Raw genomic sequence first — 26,328 nt, forward strand, 5'->3', positions numbered from 1 at the left:
TGAGGTCAGCGTCGGGCCAGCGTTATCCGGGCGCGTCCGCCGCGCTGCTCAGGCCAATGGCTCGGCGTGGATCTTCCCCAGCAGCCACTGCATTCCGGCCAGATGCTGCTGGTCGTGGCTGCACAGGTAATGCACGAGGCTGCGGACCGTCAGCGCTCCGTAGCCCTCGAACTCCGCCGTGCGGGCAAGCTGCCGATCGTCCAGGCCGGCGATCAGCGCGACGGTCTTCTCGCGCGCCGCGCGGAAGTCCGCGAGCACCTGCGCGGCATCGGCGGTCGCATAGCCTCGCTCGATCGCCAGCGCGTCGCCGTCGATCGATGGCAGCAGCGGATGCGTCTCGGCGAGTGCGCGCGCGAAGCGCACGTGATAGCCATCGATCTCGATATCGCGAACGTGGCACAGCTGGCCGATCGCGGTGAACGGCTCGCTCGGCACGCCTTCCCAGCTGGCCGGGGACCAGTTGCGATGGGTGGCCGGAACGGCCGCGTGGAAGACTTCCAGTTGGCGCGGGAAATCGCGCAGGGCGGCAAGGGTGGCGGGGTCGATCATGTCGTGGGGGCGCTGGTACGCGACGTGAGGGTACGCATCGCGCAATGTACCCAAGCGCGGGGCACGCGGGCAATCATCACGCCCCTGTTCTCCCTTGCCGGACCGGAACAGAGAGAGTCAGCCCGGACATGCCCCCACAGGCAACACCGACCCCTCGGATCCGCACCAACGCTAGGCGGCGGCCGCCTCGTCCCCGGCATTCCGGTCGATCTGCCGCATCGCCTTCTCGATTTCGTCCGCATCGGTCGGCCTCACCAGCCGCGCCATCTCCTTGCCGTCGCGCAGGAACACCAGCGTCGGCCACAGCTTGATGCGGAACGAGCGGCCGAGCGGGCGGCCGCTGCCGTCCTCGACCTTGATGTGCCGCACCTGCTGATGGCGCGAGAAGGCCGAGGCAATCGGCGCCTGCGCCCGCATGCAGTAGCCGCACCAGGGTGCGCCGAATTCCAGCACAGCGGCGCCGGGCAACGCGTCGATATCCTCGCGTGGCGGTTCGATCGCCATATAGGTTTCGGACATGGCCATTTGTCGTCTCCGTATTTGTCCTCGATATCCCGATCTAGCGAAATTCACGCCAGGCAGGGCTCAAGAGTGCCGCAGGGCTGACGTAAACCCTGAATGAAACCACACTAACATCAGAATTAAGCGGCTACTGAGCCGCTTTTTTGATGATAGCCGTCCCCTGGCCCCATCATGAACATCAGTCAACGTCTGCTTTTCACGCTGTTCTTCTCCCTGCTCGCCTTGCTGGTCGTCGGCATCGGCGGCATCTGGCAACTGAACCAGGCCGAACAACGCCTGGAGTATTTCAACGAAAACACCCTGACCAGCGTGCGCCGGCTCAATGCGATCAAGGACAGCACCACCGCGATCCGGGTCCAGCTGTATCGCCATGCGCTCGCCGACGACGCGAAGGCCAAGGACGACGCCGAGCAGGAGATCGCCAACGCGATCAAGCGCTTCGACGATCTGGCCGCCCGGTACGAGCGCGAGGACATCTCCAACGATGCCGACCGCAAGCTGCTGGAGGAGGACCGCGCCGCGCTGGCACGCTATCGCGCCCAGCATCCCGCTTTCTTTGCGCTGTCCCGCACCAACGACACTGCGGGCCTGCACGCGATGCTGTCGTCGGGCGAGCTGCATCTGGCCTCGGGCGCGCTGCGCAAGCAGATCGACGCGCATCTGGACTTCAACAGCAAGATGGGCGACGACTCGGTGATCGAGAACAAGCGCGCCAGCACGATCGCGGTGCGCGTGTTCGGCACCGTCATCGGCGTGACCGTGCTGATCGTGGCCATGCTGGCGTGGCTGCTGTATCGCCGCATCCGCGACAGCCTGGGCGAGATGCAGGCCAGCATGGAGCATGTCAGCGAAACGCTGGACCTGAGCCATCGCTCGCCGGTGCGCCGTCTCGACGAGGTGGGCCGCACCGCGCAGAGCTTCAATGCGCTGCTCGACCGCGTCGCCGCGGCGATGCGCGAGGTGCGCCAGTCGAGCGATTCGGTCGGCGTGGCCGCACGCCAGATCGCGGCCGGCAACGCCGACCTGTCGTCGCGCACCGAGCAGCAGGCCGCCTCGCTCGAGGAGACCGCGTCCAGCATGGAAGAGCTGACCACCACGGTGCGCCACAACGCGGACAGCGCGCGCCAGGCCAGCACGCTGGCCGACAACGCCGCCGCCGTGGCGCATCACGGCCATGTCGCCACCGGCCAGATGGTCGAGACCATGGGCGCGATCAGCACTAACTCGAACCGCATCGCCGAGATCACGGGCATGATCGAGGGCATTGCCTTCCAGACCAACATCCTGGCGCTGAACGCCGCGGTGGAAGCCGCGCGAGCCGGCGAACAGGGCCGCGGCTTCGCCGTGGTGGCCGGCGAGGTGCGCACGCTGGCGCAGCGCTCGTCGAGCGCCGCCAAGGAGATCAAGGAACTGATCGACGCCTCGGTGTCGACGGTGCGCACCGGCTCGGCCCAGGCCGAAAGCGTGGGCGCGACCATGAACGAGATCCAGCAGGCGGTCAAGCAGGTGTCCGACATCATCGGCGAGATCGCCGCGGCCACCGGCGAACAGAGCCGCGGCATCGAGCAGGTCAACCAGGCGGTCGGCCAGATGGACCAGGTCACGCAGCAGAACGCCGCGCTGGTCGAGGAAGCCGCCGCCGCTGCGCATTCGCTGGACGAACAGGCAACGCGCCTGCTCGAAACGGTCGCGATGTTCCGCCTCGTGGCGAGCCACGGCGCCGCTGCGCCGTCGAAGGGCGCGGCGGTTGCCCGCGCGCAGCTGGCCGCGGCCTGACGCTGGACGCACCGGCCTGAGCCTGGACGGCTCGGGCTTCGACAGCTCGTGCTTGGACGGCGCGCTTCGACGGCTCCGGCGTCGACGGCTCGGGTTTCGACGGCTCGGGCGTCGACAACTCGGGCTTCGACGGCTCGGGCTTCGACAACTCGGGCGTCGACAACTCGGGCGTCGACAACTCGGGCTTCGACAACTCGGGCGTCGACAACTCGGCGTCGACAACTCGGCGTCGACAACTCGGGCTTCGACAGTTCGGGCCGCTAGCGGGCGGCCACCCGTTTTGCGGCCATCCGCTGGACGGTGCCGCGATTGCCGTCCACCGCCAGCGTGTCGCCGTCGGCCAGTTGCGACAGGATGCCGGGCAGATTGACCACGGCCGGAATGCCGAACTCGCGCGCGACGATCGCGCCATGCGACAGGTAGCCGCCGGTCTCCATCACGAGGCCGCCGGCGCGCAGGAACAGCGGCGTCCAGGCCGGATCGGTGCTGGGCGCCACCAGGATGTCGCCATTGGCCATCGCCGTCGCCTGTTGCGGGCTGCGTGCGACGCAAGCGGGTCCCTGCGCCTGCCCGGCGCCGACTGGCGTGCCGGACCAGCGCCCGGCGGCGGCATCTGCCACCGACGCGGCGCTCGGTTCCGACGAGGGGAACACCGCCGGCAATGCGCCCGGCTGCTCGACGATCACCGCAGGCTCGGTCTGCCCGGCCTGACGCGCCAGCGTTTCGGCGCGCCGCGCCGCGCGCCGGGCGGCGTGCTGCAGCGGCATCCGGCCTTCCGCGGCCGCGAGCAATTCGAACGCGGTCAGATGGAACACATCGTCGGCCCGCTTCAAGCCGGCGTCGTTGCCGTTCTCCTTGTCGTCCTCGTTGCTGCCCTCGTCAGCGTTCGCACCCGCACGGGTCAACTGCGCGCCTAGCGCCAGCGCGGTGCGCCGCACCACTTCGAGATACCGCATCAACGCGCTGCGCGCGGCCTCGCGCTGATTGCACTCGCGCGTCGCGACCCGCACCATCCGCCGCAGCAGCGGCAGCATCGCGGGGCGAGCCAACGGCGGTATCGCGGCGCGCAGACGCTGCCACGCCTGGCGCGCGGCATCGCGCTGGCGCTGCCGCACCGCGTGGGCGTCGCTGCCGATCATGCCAAGCACGGTGTCGAGCAGATAGTCGGGCGCCTCGCGCCAGCGCGGCTGCCGCACATAGCTTTCCGCGGTGGCGCGATGGCCGTAGCGCTCCAGGAATTCGGCGAACGCGCGGCGAAAGGGACTGTGCGCGGGCAGCCGTTGCTCCCACTGCGCGCCGATCCGCTGCGGACTCCGCAGCCACGCCAGCGCTTCGGCATCCGCCGCGGCGGTCTCGGCCAACGCGATCAGCGCATAGCCCTGCTGCGCGGTGACGCTCGGCTCGCCGCCGGCCATCAGCGCCGCGGTCACCGCATAGCCCTCGCCGGGGCAGTACTTCTCGACCAGATCGACCAGCCCGGCGAGCGTGCCGCCGGCCGAGCCCTGCAGGAAGAACAGCGGATCGGCCTGCGCGACCGTGCGGAACTGCTCGCGCAGCAGCCGGGCCAGCGCGCCGCGATCGGCGGGCAGCGCCTGCTGGCGCCACTGGCGCGTCTGCTCGGCGGCGCGCGCCAGCGCCGCTTCGCCCAGGCGTCGTTGCCGCGGTGAGCGCGCCAGATAGCGCAGCATGCGCAGGCCGCGGGCGAGGCGGTCGCGCGCGCTGGGAGGCGGCACCGCGATCTCCGGCTGCGTGCCGCCGAGCAGGCGGTTGACGGCGTCGGGACGCACGCCCAACGCGTCGTAGCACTCCCACTGCATCAGCGACACGTCGAGATACAGGCGGCCGTCGAACAGCGCCGCGTGCTCGGTGCCGGGCAGGATCGGATAGCCGGACAGCGAAAAGCCCAGCGTCAGCATCCGGTTGGCCATCGTGCGGCAGCCGTGCCAGTCGAGCGCGGACAGCGGGTCGGGCATGATCTCGCGGGTATTGCCGCGCGACCAGTAGCGCGGCTGCTCGCGCAGCGCCGGATAGGTGTGCCGCGCACGCGCGGTGACGGGCCTGGCCTGCACGATCCAGAAGCGCTCGCCGTCCCAGACCCATTCGATGTCATAGCGAGGATTGGCGAAGTCCAGCGCGCTGGCGGCATCGCGCGACAGCCCGCCGAGCGCGATGGCCTGCGCGTCGGACAGTACCGCCTCGGCGGCCTGCTGCGCGGGCGTGTCGATCACCGTGGTGCCGCCGCCGGACTGGACCCGCGTCATGCGCTGCTTGCCGCCGAGGCGGCGCGCGATCACGCGCAGCGCATCGTCGCCATCGGTGCTTTCGTTGCTCTGCAGCCGATATTCGTCGCCATCGGCCTGTCCGCCGACCAGCGCTTCGCCCAGGCCCCAATGCGCGTGGATCAGCAACTGATCGTCGCGGCCGGACAGCGGGTCGCAGGTGAAGGCGATGCCGGCCGCCACCGCCGGCAGCAGCGGCATCACGACCACCGCCATCGCCGGTTGGTGTCCTTGCCGGTCGAGACCGAGGCGTTGCCGATAGGCGACCGCCGCCGGCTCCCACACCGAATCCCAGGCCGCCTGCACCGCCTCGGCCACGGCATCCACGCCGGTCACGTTCAGCCGCGACAGGTGAATGCCGGCGAACGAGGCCTGCGCCGAATCCTCCTGCGGGGCCGACGAGCGGACCGCGAGCGGCGTGGTTTCCCAATCCCGCACCGCCAGTTCGCGCGCGAGCGCGTCGCGCAGGGCCTGGGGCACCGGATCGCCGGCGCGCCGGCCGCGGCTCGCGTCGGCATGGATCACGAAGCCGTCGGGCACCGGCACGCCGAGCTGCGCCATTAGCGCCAGCTGCCAGCCCTTGCCGCCGGCGGCGGCCGGCCCTTGCACCGCGGCGGCCGGCCAGTCGAGCAGCAGGGCGCTCATGGTGCGCGCTCCGGCTCGGCCGCGCGTGCCGCGCCGTGGAAGAACAGGTCGACGATGGCCGCGAACTCGGCGCGCAGGTCGCCGGCGGGCGCCGCGAGCCAGCGCATCAGCGCGCCCAGGTACAGATGATGGAACAGCGTGGCGAGCTGCCCCGACGGCAGGTCGCGCCGCAGCTCGCCGCTCTGCTGGGCCGCCGCCATCAGCGCATCGAAGGCGAGGTCCATGCCGCTGCGCCCTGGGGCTGCTTCGCCGCTGCCGTTGCCGTCGCTGTTGCCGCCGGCACTCTGCCCGAAGCGCCCCGGGCCTAGATCGAGAAAGCGGAAACGCAGATAGTGCGGCAGGTAACCGCGGCGCGCTTCGCACCAGTCGGCCGAGGCAGACAGCAGATAGCACAGCCGCGCCTGGAAGCTGCCGAGGCCGTCGAGCGCCCCTCGCAACTGCTGCAGTCCCGCGGCCAGCTCGCCGTGGAACTGGTGGGCCAGCAGCGCCTCCTTGACCGGAAAGTGGTTGTACAGCGTGCCCTTGGCCACGTCGGCCTGCGCGGCGATCTGCTCCATCGTCACCGCGTCGTAGCCATGCGTCTCGAACAGGCCGAAGGCGGTGGCCGCCAGATGATCGAGCGTCTGGTTGCGCTTGCGCTGACGCCGCCCCGCGGGCGGCGGGGTGTCGGTGGGCGGGTCGAACGGAGTTTGGGCGGTTCGCTGGGCGGTTCGCCGAGGCGTGGCTTCCATTTGCACGTCGCTTAATTTTGAACGTCGTGCAATTTTATGCTTCGCGCCTCCCTTGTCAAGCCGTTCGGTAAAAACGCCCGGATGGTCGTTCAGGCCGTCTCCGCCTCCGTATCCCCGATATAGACGACCTTCTCGGTCATCGGATCGAACGGCAGCGAGCCATGCTCGTGCACCACCAGCCAGCGCCCATCGCGCTTCTGGAAGCAGACCGTGATGCGGATCCAGGTGCCGCCGGCCGGATGGTCGGGCTCGTCCACTGGCGCGATGCGGCTCAGGCAGTGGCAGAACGCGAGATCGGCGCCGACGGTCAGCGCGATGTCCTTGCGTTCGGAGCGGAAGCGCCGGGGTAGATACGGAAAGCACGCCTCCCAGGTGGCGCGATATGCGTCGACACCTTGCAGCGCATAGGGCGGCTTGACGTCGAACAGCGCCACGTCGGGCGCATAGTTCGCCGTCATGGCGGCGGCGTCGCGCCGTTCCAGCGCGCGGGCCCAGTCTTCCATCATCTGCGCGATGGTCTGCTCGTCCTTGCTGATGCTCATGATGTGCTCCTTGTCGGTTCGGTTTCGAACCCGCCGCATGGGGTGGACCCGGCGTGGCCGGTGTGCCAGGGCGGCGGCTCCTGTCCTGTTGTCGAACGGCTTCGAGCCAAATCGACATCCGCCGCTGCATCGGTCGCGCCCCCGAAGTCGTGGCCGATGGCCCCGGGGGCGGCGGCAGGACGCCGGGTCCGCGCGTTGGGGGGGCGCGTCCACGGGGACGACGGACAGCGGTGCCTTAGAATGCACAGAACCGGGTTTGCCACCGCTGGCAGCGGCGGCATTCGCGCCGATACTTGTCGCAAGACCTGTCAGGTCGCAAACCATCGAGGAGTGCGTCATGAGGAAGGTTCGCCTTGTCATCGTGATGGGTGCCGTCATGCTGCTGGTTGGCGGCTGCTTCCTGCTGGGCATGGGGGACCGCGCCACGCTGACGGTGGCGCAGGGCACCGGTCCGTCGCCGACCCTGCCGCCGCCGAACAAGACCCTGCTGCCGACCGTGGACATCGCGCCGGCGATCGGCTGGCCGGCAGGGGCGCGGCCGACGCCCGCGCCCGGGCTCGCGGTGACGGCGTTTGCCGACGGGCTCGATCATCCGCGCTGGCTCTATGTGCTGCCCAACGGCGACGTGCTGGTCGCGGAGTCGAACGCGCCGCCCAAGCCGGAATCGGGCAAGGGCATCCGCGACTGGGTCATGAAGATGGTGATGAAACGCGCCGGCGCCGGCACGCCCAGCGCCAACCGCATCACGCTGCTGCGCGACACCGATCGCGACGGCGTCGCCGACAAGCGCTCGGTCTTCCTGCAGGGCCTGAACTCGCCGTTCGGCATGGTGCTGGTCGGCAACGACTTCTATGTCGCCAATGCCGACGCGCTGGTCCGCTTCCGCTATCGTCCCGGCGCCGACCGGATCGACGAGCCGGGCGTCAAGGTGGTGGACCTGCCCGCCGGCATCAACCATCACTGGACCAAGAACGTGATCGCCAGCCACGACGGCCGCAAGCTGTACATCACGGTCGGCTCGAACAGCAACGTCGCCGAGAAGGGCATGGAGATCGAGCAGGGCCGGGCCGCGATCTGGGAGCTCGATCGCGCCAGCGGCAAGATGCGGCTGTATGCAACGGGCCTGCGCAATCCGAACGGCCTGGCGTGGGAACCGGTCACCGGCAAGCTGTGGACCGCGGTCAACGAGCGCGACGAGATCGGCAGCGACCTGGTGCCGGACTACATCACGTCGGTGCGGGATGGCGGCTTCTACGGCTGGCCCTACAGCTATTGGGGCCAGCACGTCGATACGCGCGTCCAGCCGCAGCGGCCCGAGCTGGTGGCCACCGCGCTGGTGCCCGACTATGCGCTGGGTCCGCATACCGCCTCGCTCGGCATCACGTTCGCGGACGGACTGCACTGGCCCGCGCCGTTCCGCGAGGGACTGTTCGTCGGCCAGCATGGCTCCTGGAACCGCAAGCCCAAGAGCGGCTACAAGGTGATCTTCGTGCCGTTCCGCGGCGGCATGCCGAACGGCGAGCCGATCGATGTGCTGACCGGCTTTCTCGATGGCGAGGAGCGCGCCCATGGCCGCCCGGTCGACGTCAAGGACGATCGGCGCGGCGGGCTGCTGGTAACCGACGATGTCGGCAATGTGGTCTGGCGCGTGACGGCAATGACGGCGAAGCGCCGATGAGGGGCGGTGGAGCGGGGTGGGCGGCGGCCATGCTGCTGCCGCTGTCGGGATGGGCCGGCGCACAGCAAGCGCCCGCCGTGCCGGAGCCGGACGCGCAGCCCGCGCTGGCGCCGGTGGTCGTGACGGCCACGCGCATCGACGCCTCGGTGTTCGATACCCCCGCATCCGCCGATGTGGTGGCTGGCGGCGCGCTGCGCGATAGCCGGCCGCAGATCAATCTGAGCGAAGGGCTTGGCGGCGTGCCGGGCCTGCTGGTCAAGGACCGGCACAACTACGCACAGGACCTGCAGTTGTCGATCCGGGGCTTCGGCGCGCGTTCGAGCTTCGGCGTGCGCGGGCTGCGCCTCTATGTCGACGGCATTCCCGCCACGATGCCGGACGGGCAGGGGCAGACCTCGAACATCGATATCGCCTCGATCGACCGCGTCGAGGTATTGCGCGGCCCCGCATCGGCGCTGTACGGCAACGCATCGGGCGGCGTGATCCAGGTCTGGACCGAACCCGGCGCGCGTCCGCCACTGCTCGAAGGCAGCTTCGGCGCCGGCAGCTACGGCACCTGGCGCCATGGCCTGAAGGCCAGCGGCGCGCCGGCCGAGGGGGAGCCGGGCCTGGACTATCTGGTCAGCGCATCGCGCTTCACCACCGAGGGATATCGGGACCACAGCGCCGCGCGCAAGAACCTGGGCAATGCGCGGCTGACGTGGCGTCCCGATGCCGACAGCGGCTGGACGCTGGTCGCCAATGCGGTCGACCTGAGCGCGCAGGACCCGCTCGGGCTGACACGCGCGCAGTTCGAGAGCGCGCCGCGCTCGGCGCCGCTGGCCGAACAGTTCCATACGCGCAAGACCGTGCAGCAGGCGCAGGGCGGGCTGCGCCATGAGCGTCGGATCGACGCCGACAACACGCTGATTGCGATGATCTACTACGGCCGGCGCGAGACGCGCCAGTTCCTGTCGATCCCGCCGGCGGCGCAGCGCAGCCCGCTGTCGGCGGGTGGTGTCATCGATCTGGCGCGCGACTACGGCGGCGCCGACCTGCGCTGGACGCACCATGCTCGGATCGGCCACATGCCGCTGACGCTGATTGCGGGGCTCGCCTACGACACGATGGAGGAAGCGCGCCGCGGCTACGAGAATTTCATCGGCGGCCCGGGGCAGCCCGTGCTCGGCGAACAGGGCCGGCTGCGGCGCGACGAACGCAATACGGTGTGGAACTTCGATCAGTATCTGCAGGCGTCGCTGGGCCTCACGCCGCGCTTGACCGTCGAAGCGGGCCTGCGCCACAGCACCGTGCGCTTCTCGTCGAGCGACCGCTATATCGTCGGCGCGAATGGCGACGACAGCGGCTCGGTGCGCTACGACAAATGGCTGCCCGTGGGCGCGCTGCGCTATCGCGTCGGCGAATCGCTGAATCTGTATGCCACCGCGGGACGCGGCTTCGAGACGCCGACGCTGAACGAGATCTCGTATCGGCCCGATGGCGCGGCGGGCCTCAATTTCGCGTTGCGGCCGGCCACCAGCACGTCGGTGGAAGTCGGCGCCAAGCAGAAGCTCGCCGGCGGCCTGCTGACGGCTGCGCTGTTCCAGACCCGTACCGACCAGGAGATCGTCACCGCGACCAGCAGCGGCGGCCGCGCGAGCTATCGCAATGCCGGCCGCACGCTGCGCCAGGGCGTGGAACTGGGCTGGAGCGGCGTGCTGCACCGTCATTGGCAGGCGCAACTCGCGTACAGCTTTCTGGATGCGACCTTTCGCGACACCGTGCCGCCCGGCATCGTCGCCGGCAACCGCCTGCCCGGCACCGCGCGCCACGCGTTCTATGGCTCGCTGGGCTGGGCGCCGCCGCGCGGCTGGCGCGCCGGCATCGATCTGCGCTATCTGAGCGCGGTGCCGGTCGACGACCGCAACAGCGACCGCGCGCCGGGCTATGTCGTGACCGGCATTCACGCGGGCTATGCGATGCCATTCGGCCGCTGGACGGTCAATGCCTTTGCGCGCATCGACAATCTGTTCGACCGCCGCTATGCGGGTTCGGTGATCGTCAACGATGGCAATGGGCGATATTTCGAGCCCGCGGCGGGGCGCAATGCATTTGCGGGGATATCGCTGTCGTATGCGTTCTGAGCTTCAGATTTCGAACCCCGGTTCCGAGCTCTTGAACGCCGAGCTCCGGATTCCGCGCGCCAATTGTGGTAATCGCTCCGTTAATTCCGGTGGTTCGAAAACGCAATGGAGTTCGCAAAAAGCGCGCCGTGTTTCAGCTCTTACAATATGTCACGCCTTTCCGGAGCGATCGGAAATTATGCTCAAGATTCCCAATAAGGAAGTCAAGGAGAGGGAAATGAGAACCAATTTCAAGTACCGGGGGCTGGCATTCGGCGTGGCCGCGTCTGCCGCAATCCTGGCCGCCTGCGGTGGCGGCGGTGATGACGATGGCGGCGGCAAGGGTACGCTGAGCGTATCGATGACGGACGCGCCCGCCTGCGGTTTCGATCATGTCTTCGTCACCGTCGACAAGATCCGCGTCCATACCAGCGCCAACGCCGAAGACGGCACCGGCGGCTGGGCCGAGATCGACGTCAATCCGTCCCGCCGCATCGACCTGCTGTCGCTGCAGAACGGCACCCTGACCAAGCTGGGGCAGACCGTGCTGCCGGCCGGCCAATACCAGCAGATCCGCCTGGTGCTCGATCGCAATACCGGCAATTCCCTCGCCAACTCGGTGGTGCCCACGGGCGGCGCCGAACAGCCGCTCGATACGCCGAGCGCGACCCAGAGCGGGTACAAGATCATCCGTCCGTTTACCGTGCAGCCCGACACGCTGGTCGACCTGGTGCTCGACTTCGATGCGTGCCGCTCGATCGTGCAGCGCGGCAACGGTTCCTATGCGCTCAAGCCGGTGGTGACCGCGGTGCCGCTGGTGGTCAGCGGCGCGATCCAGGGCTATGTCTCGCCGGCACAGGCAGGCGCGACCGTCTACGCGCAGCAGAATGGCGTGACCATCAAGGGCACGCTGGCAGACAGCAATGGCGCCTTCACGCTGTCGCCGCTATTGCGCAGCAGCGACGCCGGCAACTACAGCGTGGTGGTCGTGCAGAACGATCGTGCCACCGGCGTGATCCAGAACGTGCCGGTCACCGCGCAGACCACCACCACGGTCTCGACCTCGGCGGCGCCGATCACGCTGCCGGCCTCGCCGATGCGCCGGATCACCGGCTCGGTGCTGCCCGCATCCGCGCAGGCCTTCGTGCAGGCGAAGCAGACCGTGGCCGGCTCGCCGATCGAAGTGGCCGTCGCCAATGCGAACTTCGATACCGGCGCCTATCAGCTGAACGTGCCGGCCGCCGCGCCGCTGGTGGGAACGTATCAGCCGACGCTGCCGATCGCCCTCGCTGCCGACACGGCGGCCGCGGGCAAGTACACTGTCACGGCGACATCGATTACTGGCGCCACGCTGAGCACCGACCGCGACGTGTCGGCGACCGATGCGACGGCAAACTTCCAGTTCTGATGCAATGAACCCCCAACGAAAAACCAGGAAAACGCAATGAAGGCAATGAAGGGAATTTGCGCGCTGCTGATCGGCGCCGGCACGCTGCTCGGCGGCTGCGCTGTCTATACCCCGCACGGTGCGGTGGTCACGCCGGGCGCGGTCGTGGTGGACCCGGGCCCCGGCCCGTACCACTGCCCGCCGGGACAGGCGAAGAAGGGCCGCTGCTGATTAGGCGTCCCGGTTGGCGACCGATTGACGATCCGCCAACCGCCACGGTGAAGATGGGCCTGCGGGCCCATCTTTTTTTTTTCCGTGATTTCCCGTTACGGCCGAGCGCGATGCTTCAATCGCGGATCAGCTTGTCGAGCTTGCCCTGGACCCTGGCCCAGGCCTCATGCTCCGGCAACGGCCCCTTGGCATGCGTCAGCCGTTTCCATTCGGTCTTGCGGGCCAATTCGGCATTGATCGCAACGAAATGCCGCTGGTCTTCGGGAAGATTCTCTTCGGAATAAATGGCGCCGACCGGGCATTCGGGCACGCACATCGAGCAATCGATGCATTCGTCGGGATCGATCACGAGGAAATTCGGCCCTTCGTGGAAACACGACATCGGGCAGACCTCGACGCAATCGGTATAGCGGCACTGGATGCAGGCATCCGTTACGACAAACGTCATGGGGCAATGCGCGGGGACACGGAACAACGAAAGCCCCGATGCTAGCGCGCGATCGGGTCGCCGTGCCGGCGCCGGTTTGTGCGACACCATCAAAAATCTTCAAGCCATGCCGCGGTACGGCATTCGATGGGGCCAAGGAGGGCGCCAATGAGGGCCGCCAATGAGGGCCGCCAATGAGGGGCGAAATAAAAAGGGGCCGGTAGTCCTACCGGCCCAACGTCCTTGCACCCATGAAGAAGACAAGGTCGATATGATCGTTCGCGCGGCGGCGCGCGAGTGTCCTGGCGCCGCCGCGTGCCCGCGTGGCGGGCCTTCGGAGGCTTCGCTTAGAAGCGGTGACGCATGCCGATGGTCACGCCGGTCTGGTTCTCGCCGGCCTGGGCGGTACCCGCGCCGTTCAGGCCCAGGTCCGAACCGTCCTTGTTGCGCACGTAGCCAACGTTCATATAGACGTCGGTGCGCTTGGACAGCGAGTAGTCGGCGGACAGCACGAACATCCACGGATCGGCACCGGTGTTCTTGGTGTCTTCGTAGTAGGCCGCGCCGGTCAGGCTGAAGGCCGGGGTGAACTTGTAGCGAGCGCCGGCCCAGTACAGGTTGCTGCGGACGCTGGTGGCGGTGGCGCTGCCCACGCCCTCGTCGCGCATCCAGCGATAGCCGGCGAACACCTTGGCGGCGCCGAACTCGTACGCGGTACCGACCGCCAGGCGCTTTGCCGCGCGGTCCTGCAGCGCGACGGTGGCGCCCTGGTACTGGTCATAGGCCGTGCCGACCGAGAAGCCGCCCGCCGCGTACGACAGGCCACCGCCGAACTGGCGCGCCACCTTGGTTTCGCCCGGGACTTCGCCGTTGTTGTCGCGGCCGAAGCTGTAGAAGCCGGTCGCGGTCAGGCCGCCGAACTTGCCGGTGTACTTGATGTTGTTGTCGGCGCGGCCGTTGAAGGCCGAGTCGACGCTGTTCAGCGAGTAGCGCGGACCGACGCCCATCGGGTCGAAGGCGCCGAACAGGTCGTACAGCGCGTTCTGCTGGCGACCCAGCGAGATGGTGCCGAAGTTGCCTTGCAGGCCGACGTAGGCGGCGCGGCCGAACAGGCGGCCACCCTGGGCCGACCGGCCGGTGTCGATATCGAAGCCGCTTTCCAGCACGAACAGGCCCTTCAGGCCGCCGCCCAGGTCCTCGGTGCCGCGCAGACCCCAGCGCGAGCCCGACAGGTTGCCCGAGTTCATGCGCACGGCGGTGTCGCCGCCGCCGTCGCTCGGGGCATTGCTGATGACTTCGATGCCGGCATCGACGATACCGTACAGCGTGACGTTGGTTTGGGCGAACGCTGCGCCGGAGGCGGCGGTGGCAGCGGTCGCGGCCAGCGCGAGGAGGGCTTTCTTCACGGTGTGTTCTCTTTTGACTGGTGATGGAAGACAGAGTCTGTCGCCGGCAGCGTGGCGCGGGTTCGACCCGTGAACCCCTGCCGGCGCAAACGGGGGCGATCTTCGCTTGCTTTTATGACACCTATAAGTACGGTGAAAATCACGTTGCAAAAAAGCCGCATTGAAAGCCCCTGCGCTGTGAAAGCCCCTACGCCATAAAAAGTCCTTATTACCGGCCGGCCCGTGTCCATGAAGACATTGAATCGCGCTGAAATGACAAGGGCGAAGCGCCAAAGCGCTTCGCCCCAACGGCCCTTCAGGTCAAACGAGGACCCGCGGCGCCTCAGCTGCCCTTGGCCAGACGGCTCTGCATGCGTTTGGCGCGATCGGCCGAACCCGGGTGCGAATCGAACATGCCCGACTTGCCGCCATCGAGCTTGGCGAGCTTCTCGAAGGCCGTCACCAGCCCCTGGCGGTTCGCCTTGTTCTTCGTCAGCAGATCGAACGAGTAATCGTCGGCGGCCGTTTCCTGCGCCTGCGAGAACTGCGCGTTGATCAGCTTCTCCGACAGGTCGCCCAGCTGCGACTGCGACAGCGCGGCCACGGTGCCGTTGGCGCTGGCGGCGAGCGCGCCGCGCGCGGCGACGGCGGTATAGGCCACCTGCATCTGGCTCTTGCTGTGGCCCAGCGCCACGTGGCCGATCTCATGGCCCAGCACGCCGCGCACCTCGTCGTTGTTCATCATGTCCATCAGGCCGCTGTAGACGCGCACGCAGCCGTTGGCCATCGCCCAGGCGTTGACGTCCTTGGTCAGGTAGACCTTGGCCTGGACCGGCACGCCGCTGTCCTTCAGGCCGGCCATGATCGCGGTCAGGCGCTTGGTGTACGGGCTGTTGGCCGGCGCGATCTTGTTTTCCTTGTCCGATTCGGCGCAGGCCTGTTCCGACAGCGTCTTGACGTCCGCGTCCGACAGCGTGGCCGCCTTGAACAGCGAGCCGCCGGCATCGACCAGGCCGTTGACGTTGCTGCCGGCGCAGCCGGCGATCAGCGCCGCGGCGCAGGTGGAAAGCAGAGTGAGCGAGAGAACCTTGGTCATCAGTGGAATTGCCCCTGGATTTTTATTGATTCGTTTCAAGCATGCCCGACGAATAAAAGGCGCCGCATTGTACGATTTTTTGGAATCCCGGATTGCAAACAACGGTAATAAAAAAACGCCGGACAGGCCGGCGTTTCAAGGCAATTCGAGGTAATTCGAGGCAATTCAAGCGGATGGCAGTATCAGGATCGCTTGCGATTGACGAATTCCGCCATATAGCGCTGCGGCTCGCCGGTATCGAAGGCGCTGCCGAATTCGGCGACGCTGTTGGCGATCGCCGTATCGACCGGTTGCTCTTCCCATTCGCGCAGCAGCCGCTTCTGCTGGCGTACCACCGTCGGGCCGAAGCCGGCCAGCAGTTGCGCGACCCGCTCGACTTCGGCGTCGAGCTCGGCCAGCGGCACCACGCGATGGACCAGGCCCCACGACAGCGCCTGCGCGGCGTCGCACAGCTCGCCGGTCAGCAGCATCCATGCCGCGCGGGCATTGCCGATCAGGCGCGGCATCAGCGCGGCGTGGATCACCGACGGAATGCCGACCTTGACTTCGGGCATGCCGAGGTTGGCGTTGTCGGCGGCGATCCGCAGATCGCACGCCAGCGCCAGCTCCAGTCCGCCGCCCAGGCACCAGCCCGGCATGCGCGCGATCACCGGCACCGGGCAGTGGCGCACGGCATCGCACAGTTCGCGCAGGCCGCCGATGAAGCGTTCGGCGGAGTCCCGCGTCAGCGCGACCATCTCCTTGATGTCCGCGCCGCCGATGAAGCCCTTGTCGCCGGTGCCGCGCAGGATCAGCACGCGCACCTGCGGATCGGCGGCGAGCCTGCGTACCGCGTCGGTCAGCGCGGCGATCACCGGCGTGCCGAGGATATTGAGCGAGCCGGCGTTGCTGATGGTCAGGGTGGCAATGCCGCGCTCGTCGATGGCGACGGCGGCGTGGCGGCCCGGATGGGCGTTCGTATCGCCGGAGGGATTGGCCGGCGGATTGGTGGGCCCATCGGTCGGCGTATTTGTCGGCGTATTGGTCGGCGTATTGGTCGGCGTATAGGCGGGCGTAGTCGTCGGCGGATTGGCGGGAGCGCTCATGAAGTCCTCACTGCAGTTTGGCGAACTGGATCTTGTCGACGACGCGCTTCCAGTGCTGGTTTTGGTTGCGGATCAGGTCGGCGAAGGCCTTGCGCGAGGTCCACGCCGGAATCGCACCCTGCTTCTCGATCGCGGCGATGACCTCGGGATCGGCCAGCGCCTGGCGCACCGCGTCGTTGAGCTTGTCCAGGATCGCGTCGGGCGTGCCGGCGGGCGCGCCGAGGCCGAACCACGACGGATTGTTCATCGCCGGCAGGCCCGCTTCCGCGTAGGTCGGCACATCGGGCAGCAGCTTCAGGCGCTGCCTGGCGGCCACCGCCAGCGGCTTCAGGCGCTTGCCCTGGATCAGGCCCGACGAAGACGGGATATTGTCGAACACCACCTGGATCTGCCCCGCCACCGCATCGTTCAGCGCCGGCCCCAGGCCCTTGTACGGAACATGCAGCATGCGCGTGCCGGTCTCGCTCATGAACAGCTCGCCGTTCATATGGCTCAGGCCCCCATTGCCGGAGGAGCCGAACGAGTACTTGCCGGGGTTGGCCTTCAGCAGCTTGACGAACGAGGCCACGTCGGTGGCAGGGAACGACGGATTGACCACCAGCACATTGGGCACGTCGGCGAGGTTGCTGATCGGCGCGAAGTCCTTGACCGGGTCGTACGGCGTCTTCACGTAGACGTTGGGATTGACGGCGTGCGAGCTCTCGACCTCCATCACCAGCGTGTAGCCGTCGGCCGGCTGCTTGGCCGCATAGGCGCTGCCGACCGCGCCGCCGGCGCCCGGGCGGTTTTCGACGACCACCGGTTGCGCCAGGATGGCGCCCATTTTGGTGCCGACGATGCGGGCCAGGATGTCGGTGGTGCCGCCGGCCGCGTAGGGGACGATCAGCTTGATCGGCTTGCTCGGATAGCTGTCGGCATGCGCGGGATTTGCGATGGTGGCGATGGCGGCCGTGGCGGTGGTAGCGGCCACCGCGGCGATCAGCTGGCGGGACTTGCGCACGGTGGCGCGATGCGGATGTTTCAAGGGTGTCTCCTCGTGGTCTTCGTGGTCTTCGTGGTCTTCGTGGTCTGCGTGGTCTTGGTGGTTGTTCGTGGTTCTTCGTCGGTGTCCGCAGGTGTTCGTGGCCGGTCGTGGGCGCTCGTATGGCAAAGCGTCAGGCGCCGTGCTCGCCCAGCAGCGGCGGGGGAGCGAGCGCGGCGGCGGGCGAGTGGGGCAGCATCGGATTGCGCACCATCGGAATGCGGCCGAGCGTCGGATGCTCGGCGTGTTGCAGCAGGCCGCGATGCCGGACCTGCGGATGCGCGAACACTTCCTCGATCGAGTGGATCGGCCCCCATGGCACGCCGGCCGCATCGAAGGCATCGGTCCACTGCTGGCGAGAGCGGGTCGCGAATACCTGCGCCAGCAATGCCCGCAACGCCTGCAGATTGGCGATGCGCGCGCTGTTGGTGCGATACCGAGCATCGGCCGGCAGGTCGGAGAGGCCGGCTACCTCGCAGAAGCGCGCGAACTGCGCATCGTTGCCGATTGCCAGGATCAGATGTCCGTCGGCGCAGCGGAACACCTCGTAGGGCGCGCAGTTCGGATGCGCATTGCCGCTGCGCGGCGGATTGCGTCCGGAGAACAGATAGTTGGCGCCCTGGTTGGCGTTGAGCGCGACCGCGACGTCGAGCAGCGCGATGTCCAGATGCTGGCCCACGCCGCTGGCCTGGCGCTGGAACAGCGCGGCCAGCACCGCCGAGGTCGCATACATGCCGGTGCTCAGGTCCACCACCGCGACGCCGGTGCGCAGCGGTCCCTCGCCGGGCTCGCCGTCCGGCTGGCCGGTATAGCTCATCAGGCCGCCCATGCCCTGGAACACGTAGTCGTAGCCTGGCTTGTCGGCCATCGGGCCGCTCTGGCCGAAGCCGGTGATCGACAGGTAGACCAGCCGCGGATTGCGCGCCTGCAGGCTCGCATAGTCAAGCCCGTAACGCCGCAGCGTGCCGGCCTTGAAGTTCTCGACCAGCACGTCGGCCTCGTCGGCCAGCGCCAGGATGGCGGCCTTGCCTTCCGGGGTGGTGAAGTCGATCGCCAGCGAGCGCTTGCCGCGGTTGCAGCAGGCGAAGTAGGCGGACATCCGCTCGCCGCCGTCGGCCGATTGCAGGTAGGGCGGCCCCCAGCCGCGCGTATCGTCGCCGCGCTCCGGGTGCTCGATCTTGGTGACCTCGGCACCGAGGTCGGCCAGATTCTGGGTACACCAGGGCCCGGCCAGGATTCGGGACAGGTCCAGCACCTTGATGCCGGACAGGGCCTTGTGCAGCATGGGGCCTCCGCGTCGATTCGATCGCGGAGCAGTATATTTTTGCGCCCCTCGGCCAACCAGTCGAATGTCTTCAAGCCACCGTTCGCGGCAATTCAACGGTACGGCCGGGCCCGGTCACGGCAGCGCGTCGCGCGTCGCGGCCACGTGCGGATCGCCCAGCAGGAACTCGGCAAAGGCCTCGGCGAAGGCGGGCAGCTTGCCCGCCGCCGGCAGCACCAGATTCAGCTGGCGGCGCGCCCACTCTTCGGCGAGACGTACCCCGACCACGCGGCCGTCGCGCAGCGAGGCCGCGGCGACGCTGCGCGGCACCAGCGCCAGCCCCACGCCCGCCTCGACCAGCGCCAGCACCGCGTCGAAGGTCGGCGCATGCAGGCGGACATTGGGCGAGCGCCCCAGCCGGTGCGCGGTATCGCGCAGGAACACCACATTGCTGGTATCGCGGCCCGGGCAGACGAAGTCGTGCTCCAGCGCCGCACCGAAGCGCACGCCGCCGGGCTGCGCCTGCGCCTCGCGCGTCAGCGGGTGGTCGGCCGGCACGGCCAGGATCAGCTCGTCGACCGCGTACGGCATCCAGCGCACGCCCTGCGTCTCGACCTCGCCGGCGAGCACGCCAACGTCGGCCTCGCCCGCGGCGATGGCGGCCGCGATCTCGCGGCTGGCCCGTTCCTCCAGGTCGATATTGACCTCGGGATGGGCGTTCAGGAAGCGGCCGACGCTCGGCAGAATGAAGCCGTTCAGCGAACTGCTGTTGGCGATCAGCCGGATATTGCCCTTCAACCCCGCGGAAAACCGCCCCAGCTCGCCGTGCATCCGCTCCAGGCCGCGCAGCAGTTCGCGCACGTGGCCGAGCAGCGCGGTGCCGGCTGCGGTCAGCTCCATGCCGCGTGCCGCGCGCACGAACAACGGCGTGCCCAGCGCCAGCTCGAGGTTCTTGAGCCGATAGCTGGCCGCCGATGCGGTGATATGGATGGCGGCGGCGCCGCCGGACAGGCTTTGCGATTCGGCGATGGCCTGGAACAGCCGAAGGTCCGTCAATTCGTAGCGCACCGGGTTCTCTCTGGCGGGTCGGTCGGTTCGGGCCATGCGAGGCAATGTATTGCATTGCAAGCCCGGTGCCGCATTCTAAGCCGCGCCCCCGCACCGGGCGCCGACGTCGCTCCGAGCCGGACTACAGGCCGAATGGGTACGTGTCCGGCATGCCGGTGCGCGCCACGGTGGGCAAGGCCTTGACGGCGTCGGTGCGGTCGAACCATGCCAGCGCATCGAACTGCTGCGGCAGGCAGGCGAACGCATAGTGGCTGGCGAACTCGGTGTCGGGCCGGTAGACCACGCCGATGAAGCGTTCCTGCCGCGGCACCGTCAGCAGCGCGCGCGCCTGCTCGTGAACGCCTTCGCGCAGGTCGATGAAGCAGCGGTCGATGCCGGTGCGCTGGAACAGCGCCTCGTAGCTGTCGGCGCGCGCGGGCACGACGTCCATCACCTGCATCGGCCCGTCCCAGTCGGCCGCCGCCGCCACGGTGCCGCGCGACGTCGAAAAGCCGATCAGCGCCGCCTCCTTGCCGAAGCGCGCGCGGCACAGCCGGCCGATATTGGTCTCGCCATGGTCGCGGCCCATCGCCGTCGCATCCGCATCGCCGATATGCGAGTTGTGCGCCCATACCACCGCCTTCGCGCCCGGCGCATAGGTGTCCAGCAGCCGCGTCAGCGTGTCGAACATATGGGTGTCGCGCAGGTTCCAGCTTTCGGGCCCGCCGTAGTACATCAGCCGGTAGTACTGCTCGGCCGAGGCCACCAGATGCGCGTTCTGCGCGGCGTCGAAGAAGGGCTCGCGCCCGCGCAGGGCGTAGTCAAGCTGTCTTTCCAGCAGCGCCTGCAGCTGGGCGATGACTTCGTCCTCGCAATCGCGCGCGCGGCCGCTCAGCACCGCGCGGCCGTAGCGCGACGGGTCCTCGCGCCACGGCAGCAGGCAGCCGTAGCGTTCACGCGCCTCGCGCGCACCGTCGGGATCGACGCGGTTCAGATAGCCCAGCACGGTCGAGATCGAGCTGCCCAGGCTGTAGATGTCCAGGCCGAAGAAGCCCGCGCGCTGGTCCGGCGCGCGATCGGCGTTGTAGCCCCGCATCCATTCGACCAGCGCCTCCACCGACGTGTTGCGCCACATCCAGGTCGGGAAGCGCCGGAACGGCGGTTCCTGATGTTCGGCCGCGGGCAGCTGGCGGACATAGCGGTCGATCGCGGCAGCATCCGGCCAGTCTGCCTCGACCGCCACGATGCGAAAGCCGTGCCGCTCGATCAGCCGTCGCGTGAAGGCCGCGCGCGCATCGTAGAACTGCGCGGTGCCGTGCGTCGATTCGCCGAGCAATACCACGCGGCAGTCGGCAAACCGGTCCACCGCCGCGGCAAACGCCGGATCGTCGATCGCCGGCAGCCGTTCGGCCGCCTCGGCGATGCATTCGACGATATCGGTATCGGCGAGCACCTGGCCGGTGATGGGATCGTGCAGTGCGCTGGTCATGTCGGTCCTCCGGGAGTTCGTCGATGGTTTTCGGTCGATGGTCCCCGATCGATGGTCGTAGATCGATGGTCGTAGATCGATGCGGGGTTCTCGATTCGATGATGCTGGAGTCGATGGTCCTCAATCGCCGGCATTCTCGTTGCCCGCTTCCTCGGCCGTGCGCGCGACCAGCGGCACGAAGGCCACGCCGGCGAGGTCCTCGCGCTCCAACGTGCCGTCCGCACGCTTGCCGATGCGCAGCAGCCGCTGCGCGTGGCCGGGATGGCCATGCGGCATCACGAGCGTGCCGCCCGGCGCAAGCTGCGCCAGCCACGCGGCGGGGATGTCGGGGCTGGCCGCGGCGGAAACGATGGCGTCGTAAGGCGCGCCCGCTTCCCAGCCGGCGGTGCCGTCGGCCAGGTGGACCTCGACGTTATCGAAGCCGAGCGCGCCCAGCACGTCGCTGGCACGTTCGGCCAGCCGCCGCCAGCGTTCCAGCGTGATGACGTGGGCCGCGATGCGCGCCATCACCGCGGCCGCATAGCCGGAGCCCGTGCCGATCTCCAGCACGCGCGAGGCGGGATGCAACCGCGCGGCCTCGACCATGCGGGCGACGATATAGGGCTGGGAGATGGTCTGGCCGGAGCCGATCGACAGCGGCGCATCGTCGTAGGCCGATTGCCGCAGCGCGTCGGGCACGAAGCGCTCGCGCGGCACCGCGCGCATGGCCGCCAGTACCGCGGGGTCGCGGATGCCGCGTGCGGCGATCTGCAGCTCGACCATGCGCTGCCGGTAGCGTTCGGGCTGGTGTTCGGGGCCGTTGAAGAGAGGGGGATGCATGGCGGGATCGGGGCGCGGCGCGTGTGGCGCATGTCGTGTTTCGTGTTTCGCTTGTGTCACGCATCGACCGTGCCACCGATGGCGGCCGCGATTCCCGCGTGCTGTCGATCACGTCGTTTTGCCTGCCTTTGCGCCGCTGGAAGATCGTGCATGGGCCCGCGTACACGCCGTGTAAATGCTCCATGCGCGTGCGCGACGCCGCCGCACGACGCTAACGGCACGCCGCCGCTGGCAACGATCTTGCGTAACGCTCGGCTTCTTTTCCCCCGCCGTCCGGCGACTTCCAGGGAGCATGACGATGAAGAGCAAAGCACCACGCGCGAATCCGATGACCGACGTCACGGATGCGACCGATGTGACCGATGTGACCAGCGAGTCGTTGGCCGCGCAGCGGCCGATTCCCGCGGTCACCGAAGTGCCCGATGCTTCCACCATGCTGGCGCGCGACTACCTGAAGCTGGCCGCGCTGGGCTGGAGCTTCTATGGGGCGCTGATGGAGGAGGCCGGCTTCCAGTGGACCTCGTGGATCTGGAAGTGGGACCCCGACGAGCGCCTTGCGCAGCAGATCACCGCGCCCGCGCCGGCGCTGGCAATGGCGAGCAGATACGGGCAGACCGCCTGGGAGATCGGCGCCGACATGCAGGGGCGCTGGCTCGATGCATGGATGCGGTTCTTTACCTGGAATCCCGCGGCAGCGTTGGGCGGGATGACGGGCGGGACCCAGGCGGGCGCTACGGTGCAGTAGCGCCCGCGTTGCCTCGGAACTTACGGCGCGGTGCAGGTGTAGTTCGACGCCTGCGCCGCGGCCGCCGCGTCGTTTGCCGGTCCCGTATAGCGCGGATATTGCGGATAGCGGCACAGCGGACGCGAGAACGCGGTGGCGCCGTTGGTCTCCTTCGTGGCCGTCAGCGTGCCCGGCGCGGTGCCCCTGGTGACCCAGGTATCGAGCGCCGCCAACAGGTCGGTCTGATCCGCGCCCGGTCCGCCGGCGCAATGATTGACGCCAGGCGCCAGGTAGTAGCGCACGAACTCGTCGGCCGATGCCTGACCGCCGACCGCGCCGACCATCCCCTGGTAATAGGCGTTGGTGGCCTTGAAGCTCAGGGCCGAGTCGTTGGTGCCGTGCCAGAGGATCAGCTTGGCGTCGCTGTTCTTCAATGGCCGCAGGTCGATGTTGGTCGCGTCGTTCAGATTCGCCAGGTTGGCCAGCGCGGCGACATTGCTGTCCCAGGTATAGGTCAGCGAGTTCTGCGAGCGGTCGCGTGCCAGATAGTTCTTGACCGTCGTGTCCTGGAACAGGAACTGCAGCGCCATGTTCAGGTTGCCGTTGCCCGTCAGCCATAGGCCCCAGGCGCCCGGATCGTCCTCGTTGCCGGTCAGTGCCCAGCCCGCATTGGAATAGGCGCCGTTGGCCCACACCGCCGGCGTGGTCCACGACTGCACCACCGCCAGCTGCGCGTCCGACAGGCAGGCGTCACCCGCGTCCGTGCCGCCGGAGCAGCGAAGTACCGCCGGATCGAAGCTGCACGACAGCGGATTCGATACCACGCCGTCGGTGATGCCATCCTGCGCATCGCAGGCATCGCGCACCGCCTTCGCCAGCAGATTGGTCTTTGCGCTGTTGAACATGCCGCCGGGGGCGGCCAGCGCCTTGGCATTGCGGTTGAATGCCCCCATGAAGCCGACCCAGTTGTAGGCCGGCGCGCGGGCGATGATGCCGTCGAACAGGTCCGGATTGCGCTGCGCCGCCATCAGTGCCTCGCGGCCGCCATTGGAGCAGCCCTCGAAGTAGGAGCGTTCCGGTGCCTTGCCATAGGCGGTCCGAAGCATCTCGCGCGCGGAGGACATCACCGTCGGCACCGACTGATGGCCGAAGAGCGCGGCGGCGTGCGGATCGTCGAGGGCAAAGTCGGCCGACAGCCCGTTGCCGGTATGGCCGGAGTCGCTGTTGACGGTGGCGTAGCCCTGTTTCAGCGCGGTCAGGTTGGTCGGCACGTCGATGCCCGGGATCGATCCGTTGTAACCGCCGCCGCCACCGTAATACAGCTTGCCGTTCCACCGATCCGGAAGCCGCAGCTCCAGGTTCAGTTGCGGCGCGATGGTCGCGTTGACCTTGCAGAAGAGCGGTTGCGGCCCGCTTGCCGCGACGGTCGCCGCCCCCGTGACGGTCGCGCCGGCGACGGTCTTGCCGGCCAACTCCGCGCACGCCTGCGCGGCGTTGGCCGAAGGCCGGGGTTTGTGATCGTCGTCGCTGTCCCCGCACGCGGCCAGCACGGCCACTGTGACAGCAGTCAGGGCAATACGGTGCCAATGAAATGCCAAAGTCGGTGCCATGTCGTCTCCTTCGATGTCGTGGAGTCCGGCCAGGACGGGCGCGACCTGCCCCTCGACACCGGTCTGGCGCAAACTCGAGCGGCTGCTGCGGTTGCTGCGGTTGCTGCTGCTTGGGGGCGGTCCGAAGAAAGCATAGACGCCGGTGACGACGCAGATTGTCCCCGCGAGGACAATCCGGGAGCCGTGGCATCGGGACTTGCCCTAGGTACGGGTCGGGAAGTGATGGGCGCGGAGCCCGCCGCGGAGGCAAGGCGAGGGGAAACGCAGGAACCCCCGCGCCTCAGCGCCGCCGCTCGTGCTCGATCAGCTGGGCCAGCAGCCGCACGCCTTCCTCGATCCGTTCCTCGGCAATCCCCGTGTAGCCCAGGCGGAAGTGCGGAGATGGCCCGTCGGCCGCGAAGAACACATCGCCCGGCTCGATGATCACGCCATGCCGCAGCGCGACATCGCCGAGCTTGCGTGCGTCGAGTCCCGGCGGCCCTTCGACCCAGAAGGACGACGCCCCCGGCGAATTCTGTACGCGGCATTGCGGCAGATGCCGCGCCAGCATGTCGCGCAGCACGGCCGCGCGGCGCTGGAAGATCGGCGCCACGCGCCGCAGCAGCGCGTCGTGGTGGCCCAGCGAGATGAACAGGGCGGTGGCACGCTGGTTGTTGGCCGGCGGGTGCCGCAGCATGTAGCGCCGCAGCGCCCGCGCCTGGCGGATCACCGTGCTGGGCGCGACGATATAGCCGAGCCGGATGCCGGGCACGAACGACTTCGACAGGCTGCCGACATAGATCACGCGGCCCTCGCGGTCCAGGCTTTTCAGCGCGGGGATCGGCTGCGTCAGCGCCGGATTCTCGGTGTCGTAGTCGTCCTCGATCAGCACCACGTCGTGCCGGTGCGCCTCGGCCAGCAACGCCTCGCGCCGGTCCAGCGGCATCGTCACCGTGGTCGGGCACTGGTAGCTCGGCGTAACGAAGGCATAGTCGCAGCGCGCCAGCTCGCCCTCGGGACGCAGGCCGTAGTCATCGACCGGCAGCGGCACGACCTCGCGTGCCCGCATGCCGAAGATCGCGCGCGCATCGCTGTAGCCCGGCTCCTCCAGCCCGACCACCGCGTCGCGCATCAGCAGATCGGCCAGCAGATAGAGCGCATGCTGGGCGCCCAGCGTGACCATGATCTCGTCGGGATTGGCCCAGACCCCGCGGCGCGGCAGCACGTGCCGCTGCAACTGCTCGATCAGCAGCGGATCGTCCCGGTCGATCAGGTCCGAGGCCCAGCCGCGGATCTCCAGCACGGCCAGCGCCATGCGCGAGCATTCGCGCCAGTCCGCGGTCGGAAACAGCGCCGGATCGAACTGGCCATAGATGAAGGGGTAGGGGTAGTTCTGCCAGTCGTTGGGCTTGACGATCGCGCGCAGCCCGCTGATGTCGGGCAGCCGTTCGCTCCAGTCGGGGCCGGGGGATTCGCTACCGCCGTCCGTGCTGGCCGGCGTGCCGGCGGTGCCGGCGTTGCCCACGGACGGCGGCCGCGCCACGCTCGGCAGTTGTTCGACGACGAAGTAGCCGCGCCGCGGCCGTGTCTCGAGGAAGTGCTCGTCGACCAGCTGCTGGAAGGCCAGGATCACGGTATTGCGCGCGATGCCCAGCGTCGCGGCGAGTTCGCGGCTCGAGGGCAGCGCGCTGCCTTCGGGCAATTGCCGCGACAGGATCGCGGAAACGATCTGCTGGCGCAGCTGGGCCTGCAGGCTCAGGCCCGAATCGGCGGGCAATTGCAGCAGCCGATTCCAGAACGTGTTTCCCTTGCCCGCCGTGGCCATGCCGTTCGCGCTCCATCTTGTGTTGGGGTCGGGGAGCATTATCGGGCAAGGGGCGGGGAGGGGATATGAGGGAAAGCCGGTGCTTCGACGCCCTCTCCCGCACGCGGCATGTACG

General features: G+C 68.4%; 22 protein-coding genes. 6 read left to right on the plus strand and 16 right to left on the minus strand.

Annotated features, from left to right (window positions below):
• Positions 1 to 48 precede the first annotated feature (48 nt).
• Both F1599_RS05705 and F1599_RS05710 read right to left on the minus strand, forming a co-directional pair.
• Positions 49 to 546 carry a DinB family protein gene (locus F1599_RS05705; protein ID WP_149316519.1) on the minus strand — a complete coding sequence of 166 codons (498 nt, stop codon included), beginning with the start codon at positions 544 to 546 and terminating at the stop codon, positions 49 to 51.
• Between the two features lie 174 nt (positions 547 to 720).
• Positions 721 to 1,074, minus strand: a complete 354-nt coding sequence (locus F1599_RS05710; RefSeq protein ID WP_187829071.1) for a thioredoxin family protein — start codon at positions 1,072 to 1,074, stop codon at positions 721 to 723.
• A 168-nt stretch (positions 1,075 to 1,242) separates the two neighbouring features.
• On the opposite strand from F1599_RS05710, the gene F1599_RS05715 reads away from it, so the two are divergent.
• A complete protein-coding gene (locus F1599_RS05715; RefSeq protein ID WP_150082481.1) occupies positions 1,243 to 2,847 on the plus strand; it encodes a methyl-accepting chemotaxis protein in 1,605 nt (534 codons plus the stop codon).
• 260 nt (positions 2,848 to 3,107) lie between these two features.
• On the opposite strand, the gene F1599_RS05720 is transcribed toward F1599_RS05715, so the two are convergent.
• From F1599_RS05720 to F1599_RS25770, 3 genes are all read right to left on the minus strand, one after another.
• Positions 3,108 to 5,771: a PEP/pyruvate-binding domain-containing protein gene (locus F1599_RS05720; RefSeq protein ID WP_150082482.1), complete on the minus strand. Its 2,664-nt coding sequence runs from the start codon at positions 5,769 to 5,771 to the stop codon at positions 3,108 to 3,110.
• Positions 5,768 to 6,502, minus strand: coding sequence for a TetR/AcrR family transcriptional regulator (locus tag F1599_RS05725; RefSeq protein WP_150082483.1), 735 nt, complete (start codon positions 6,500 to 6,502; stop codon positions 5,768 to 5,770). The genes F1599_RS05720 and F1599_RS05725 overlap by 4 nt, the downstream gene beginning before the upstream one ends.
• Positions 6,503 to 6,591: 89 nt before the next feature.
• Positions 6,592 to 7,044, minus strand: a complete 453-nt coding sequence (locus tag F1599_RS25770) for a YybH family protein (RefSeq protein ID WP_187829070.1) — start codon at positions 7,042 to 7,044, stop codon at positions 6,592 to 6,594.
• Positions 7,045 to 7,381: 337 nt separating this feature from the next.
• Between F1599_RS25770 and F1599_RS05735 the strand changes: the two genes are divergently transcribed.
• The 4 genes from F1599_RS05735 (at position 7,382) to F1599_RS25775 (ending at position 12,442) form a co-directional block, all read left to right on the plus strand.
• A complete protein-coding gene (locus F1599_RS05735) occupies positions 7,382 to 8,722 on the plus strand; it encodes a PQQ-dependent sugar dehydrogenase (protein ID WP_150082485.1) in 1,341 nt (446 codons plus the stop codon).
• Positions 8,723 to 8,751: 29 nt separating this feature from the next.
• On the plus strand, positions 8,752 to 10,845 hold the full coding sequence (locus tag F1599_RS05740; protein ID WP_223819498.1) for a TonB-dependent receptor family protein: 2,094 nt from the start codon (positions 8,752 to 8,754) through the stop codon (positions 10,843 to 10,845).
• 217 nt (positions 10,846 to 11,062) lie between these two features.
• On the plus strand, positions 11,063 to 12,232 hold the full coding sequence (locus F1599_RS05745; protein ID WP_149316273.1) for a DUF4382 domain-containing protein: 1,170 nt from the start codon (positions 11,063 to 11,065) through the stop codon (positions 12,230 to 12,232).
• A 36-nt stretch (positions 12,233 to 12,268) separates the two neighbouring features.
• A complete protein-coding gene (locus F1599_RS25775; RefSeq protein WP_174105085.1) occupies positions 12,269 to 12,442 on the plus strand; it encodes a hypothetical protein in 174 nt (57 codons plus the stop codon).
• A gap of 115 nt (positions 12,443 to 12,557) precedes the next feature.
• On the opposite strand, the gene fdxA is transcribed toward F1599_RS25775, so the two are convergent.
• From fdxA to F1599_RS26135, 9 genes are all read right to left on the minus strand, one after another.
• The gene (gene fdxA / locus F1599_RS05750) at positions 12,558 to 12,890 is read right to left on the minus strand and encodes a ferredoxin FdxA (protein ID WP_149316516.1); all 333 of its coding nucleotides are present in this window, start codon (positions 12,888 to 12,890) and stop codon (positions 12,558 to 12,560) included.
• A 326-nt stretch (positions 12,891 to 13,216) separates the two neighbouring features.
• A complete protein-coding gene (locus F1599_RS05755; RefSeq protein ID WP_150082486.1) occupies positions 13,217 to 14,275 on the minus strand; it encodes a porin in 1,059 nt (352 codons plus the stop codon).
• Between the two features lie 322 nt (positions 14,276 to 14,597).
• On the minus strand, positions 14,598 to 15,350 hold the full coding sequence (gene loiP, locus F1599_RS05760; RefSeq protein ID WP_149316271.1) for a metalloprotease LoiP: 753 nt from the start codon (positions 15,348 to 15,350) through the stop codon (positions 14,598 to 14,600).
• 182 nt (positions 15,351 to 15,532) lie between these two features.
• Positions 15,533 to 16,435, minus strand: coding sequence for an enoyl-CoA hydratase (locus F1599_RS05765; RefSeq protein WP_223819499.1), 903 nt, complete (start codon positions 16,433 to 16,435; stop codon positions 15,533 to 15,535).
• Positions 16,436 to 16,442: 7 nt separating this feature from the next.
• The gene (locus F1599_RS05770; RefSeq protein WP_395895013.1) at positions 16,443 to 17,378 is read right to left on the minus strand and encodes a Bug family tripartite tricarboxylate transporter substrate binding protein; all 936 of its coding nucleotides are present in this window, start codon (positions 17,376 to 17,378) and stop codon (positions 16,443 to 16,445) included.
• A 211-nt stretch (positions 17,379 to 17,589) separates the two neighbouring features.
• Positions 17,590 to 18,741, minus strand: coding sequence for a CaiB/BaiF CoA transferase family protein (locus F1599_RS05775; RefSeq protein WP_150082487.1), 1,152 nt, complete (start codon positions 18,739 to 18,741; stop codon positions 17,590 to 17,592).
• Between the two features lie 114 nt (positions 18,742 to 18,855).
• Positions 18,856 to 19,788 (minus strand): LysR family transcriptional regulator, encoded by a 933-nt coding sequence (locus tag F1599_RS05780; protein WP_150082542.1) that lies wholly within the window; start codon positions 19,786 to 19,788, stop codon positions 18,856 to 18,858.
• Positions 19,789 to 19,909: 121 nt separating this feature from the next.
• Positions 19,910 to 21,256, minus strand: a complete 1,347-nt coding sequence (locus F1599_RS26130) for an erythromycin esterase family protein (protein WP_223819500.1) — start codon at positions 21,254 to 21,256, stop codon at positions 19,910 to 19,912.
• A 120-nt stretch (positions 21,257 to 21,376) separates the two neighbouring features.
• On the minus strand, positions 21,377 to 22,075 hold the full coding sequence (locus F1599_RS26135; protein ID WP_223819501.1) for a protein-L-isoaspartate(D-aspartate) O-methyltransferase: 699 nt from the start codon (positions 22,073 to 22,075) through the stop codon (positions 21,377 to 21,379).
• A 298-nt stretch (positions 22,076 to 22,373) separates the two neighbouring features.
• Between F1599_RS26135 and F1599_RS05790 the strand changes: the two genes are divergently transcribed.
• Positions 22,374 to 22,820: a hypothetical protein gene (locus F1599_RS05790; protein WP_150082488.1), complete on the plus strand. Its 447-nt coding sequence runs from the start codon at positions 22,374 to 22,376 to the stop codon at positions 22,818 to 22,820.
• Between the two features lie 20 nt (positions 22,821 to 22,840).
• On the opposite strand, the gene F1599_RS05795 is transcribed toward F1599_RS05790, so the two are convergent.
• On the minus strand, positions 22,841 to 24,409 hold the full coding sequence (locus F1599_RS05795; protein ID WP_150082489.1) for a tannase/feruloyl esterase family alpha/beta hydrolase: 1,569 nt from the start codon (positions 24,407 to 24,409) through the stop codon (positions 22,841 to 22,843).
• A gap of 280 nt (positions 24,410 to 24,689) precedes the next feature.
• Positions 24,690 to 26,213, minus strand: a complete 1,524-nt coding sequence (gene pdxR / locus F1599_RS05800) for a MocR-like pyridoxine biosynthesis transcription factor PdxR (RefSeq protein ID WP_150082490.1) — start codon at positions 26,211 to 26,213, stop codon at positions 24,690 to 24,692.
• Between the last annotated feature and the right edge of the window lie 115 nt (positions 26,214 to 26,328).

It is taken from the genome of Cupriavidus cauae, from assembly GCF_008632125.1.
Lineage (GTDB): Bacteria > Pseudomonadota > Gammaproteobacteria > Burkholderiales > Burkholderiaceae > Cupriavidus > Cupriavidus cauae.